Here is a 2,696-nt window from a genome sequence, read left to right on the forward strand (position 1 = left end):
AGCGCTCGCGCCGGAGCCGTCCCCCGGTGCGCGCGCGACGGCGCGGCCGGGGCTCGGCACGGAGTTCGCGGAGGAGCACGCCTCCCACGTGCGCACGGTCCGCTTCGAGCGCGCGAGCGCGAAGCCCGAGGCGGTGCTCGCCCTCCGCTACGACGATCGCGAGGGGCTCGCGGCGCTCGGGATCGACGTGGACGGCCGCTGGGCGGCGCGGCGCGAGGCCTGGCTGCGCGAGACCGCCGAGCCGTTCCGCGAGCGCGGCTACGCCGAGCCGCCTCCCGGCTGGCGCGGGCGATAGCGGGTAGGTCTGGACCGCCCGGCCCGTCCGGGCGGCCCAGCTCCGCTGTGGGGGCCGGTGCGCGGGGGACGCAAAGTCGATCATGCCGATAGGGGCGTGTAGATTGCGGCTCTCTGCCGCACGGCCGTTCGCGTGCGGCAAAAGGGAGCCTCCATGACGCAACCGTCCCGCCGCCTCGATCGTGCTCGCACGAACGTCTTCGCCCGCCGGTTCCTCGCGGCCGCCACGCTCCTCGCGATGGGCCCGCTCGGCGTCCGCGCGGAGCCGTCGACGGCCGCGGCGGTCGCGGCCGCTCCCGAGGCGCCGGCCGCCGAGGCCCAGCCCATCGTGCTCCCCGCCCCGAAGAGCTTCGCGGCCGCCGTGAAGCTCGTCGAGGACGCCGCGGGCGTGAAGGGCGGCCAGATCGACAGCGAGGTCAAGCCGATCCCGCTCTCCGAGGGCCGTGCCTTCGCGGTCGACACCCGCACCGCGGAGCGGCTGCTCGCGGGCAGCCACACGACGTTCCGCAAGGCCGGGGTCTACCTGTTCCGCTACGAGCGCAGCTTCGGCCTCGCTGGCGAGAAGGACCTCGTGGGCCTCCTCGCGACGGCCGACCCGAACGTCGTGATCCGCCGCATCGGCACGGCAGGCCCGAAGCGCGGGGTGACGAGCGAGCAGATCGTGGCGTGGCTCTCCACCCTGGAGCGGGACGAGGCGTTCGAGCTGTACGAGATCGGGGCGGACTACGTCGCCGGGCGGTTCCAGCGGCAGCCGAAGGACCCGGAGAAGATCGCGCGCCGGGCGGCCGAGATCGCGCCCGACCTCGTCGCCGGGCACTCGAACCCGATCGCCGGGCTCGCGGACCTCATCGGCAAGCACCGCACGCTGTACCTGATCTGGGAGTGAGCCGCCGTCGCGCGCCGTAGGCGCCGCGCTCAGCCGAGCGCCGCGAGCTCCTTCTTCAGCACCTTCCCCATGGCGTTCCGCGGCAGGCTCTCGACGAGCCGCACCGCGCGCGGGCGCTTGTGGGGCGAGAGGAGCCGGGCGACGTGCTCGGCGAGCTCCTCCGGGCGCGGGGCCGCGCCCGGGGCGGGGACCACGAACGCCACGATCCGCTCGCCGAGATCCTCGTCGGCGACGCCGATCACGGCCGCCTCCCGCACCGCGGGGTGCTCGAGCAGCGCCGCCTCCACCTCCCCGGCGCCGACCTTGTAGCCGCCGGTCTTGATGAGGTCGGTGGCGCGGCGGCCGACGATGCGCACCTCGCCGCCCGGCCCGATCGACGCGATGTCTCCCGTGTAGAAGAAGCCGTCCGCGTCCATCGCCGCGGCCGTCGCGTCCGGCCGGTTGAGGTAGCCCGCGAACACCGTCGGGCCCTTCACCGCCACCTCGCCGAGGACGTCGGGGCCCGGCTCGAGCGGGCGCCGCGCGTCGTCCACGAGGCGGAGGGTGACCCCGGGCAGCGGCGGCCCGACCGCGCCCGGCGTGCGCGGGCCGTCGTGGCGCGCGGCGGTGAGGATGAGCGTCTCGGTGAGGCCGTAGCGCTCGACGACGCGCTGCCCGAACAGCCGGAACAGGCGGTCGTTCTCGCGGACGGGCAGCGCCGCGGACCCCGAGACGAGGAGCCGCGCGCACCCGAGCCGCCGCGCCTCGTCTGGCCTCGCCTCGCAGTGCTCGGCGAGCCGGTGGTACATCGTGGGCACGGCGAAGAGCATCGTGCCGCCGCCCTCCATCGCCGCGCACACCCCCTCCGGCGTGAAGCGGGGGAGGAGCAGGATCGACGCCCCGACGCGCAGGGACCCGAGCACGCCGAGGACGAGGCCGTGCACGTGGAAGAGCGGCAGCGCGTGCACGAGCGCGTCGCGATCCGTCCACCCCCACGCCGACACGAGCGCGTCGAGGTCGAACGCGGCGTTCCGGTGCGTGATGATCGCGCCCTTCGGCTTGCCGGTGGTGCCCGACGTGTAGAGCACGAGGAGCGGGTCGTCCGGGCGGGGCGCCGGCGGCGAGGCGCCCGGGCCGTCGAGCGTGATCCCCCGGACGTCCGGCGTGCGCGCCCGGAAGGAGGCGGGGTCGGCCGCGAGGACGAGACGCGGCGCGGCGTCGGCGAGCACGTGGCCGAGCTCGCCCTCGCCGAGCGCCGGGTTGAGCGGCACCGTCGCCACCCCGGCGAGCGCGTCGCCGATGACGGCGGCGATCGTCGCGAGCTCGGGCGTCGCCCAGAGCGCGACGCGCTCGCCTGCGCGGACGCCGTCCTGGAGCAGGCGGGCCGCGTGGGCGCGCGCGGCGCGGTCGAGCTCGGCGTAGGAGACGTCGGCGCGACGCGGCGCGGCGCCGGCGCGCGTCACGGCCGCCGGGCCGGCGCTCGCGATGACGCGCAGCGCCACGCGGCCGCCGCGCGCCGCGAGCTCGGGGCGGGGCG

3 protein-coding genes are annotated in these 2,696 nt (G+C 76.7%); 2 read left to right on the forward strand and 1 reads right to left on the reverse strand.

What is annotated here, in order from left to right; all coding sequences use genetic code 11:
• Nucleotides 1–295 (forward strand): hypothetical protein (locus MNZ39_RS23825; protein ID WP_242341567.1); only part of this gene is annotated, 295 nt, incomplete at its 5' end.
• A gap of 153 nt (nucleotides 296–448) precedes the next feature.
• Nucleotides 449–1,180 (forward strand): DUF4253 domain-containing protein, encoded by a 732-nt coding sequence (locus tag MNZ39_RS23830; protein WP_242341568.1) that lies wholly within the window; start codon nucleotides 449–451, stop codon nucleotides 1,178–1,180.
• Nucleotides 1,181–1,209: 29 nt separating this feature from the next.
• Here MNZ39_RS23830 and MNZ39_RS23835 read toward each other — a convergent pair.
• Nucleotides 1,210–2,696 (reverse strand): AMP-binding protein (locus tag MNZ39_RS23835; RefSeq protein ID WP_242341569.1); only part of this gene is annotated, 1,487 nt, incomplete at its 5' end.

Origin of the sequence: Anaeromyxobacter sp. SG66 (assembly GCF_022690805.1) — a bacterium.
Taxonomy (GTDB): domain Bacteria; phylum Myxococcota; class Myxococcia; order Myxococcales; family Anaeromyxobacteraceae; genus Anaeromyxobacter; species Anaeromyxobacter soli.

Excerpts from the sequence above, each read along its gene's own strand:
- MNZ39_RS23830 (WP_242341568.1), top strand. The coding sequence starts at position 449 with ATGACGCAACCGTCCCGCCGCCTCGATCGTGCTCGCACGAACGTCTTC.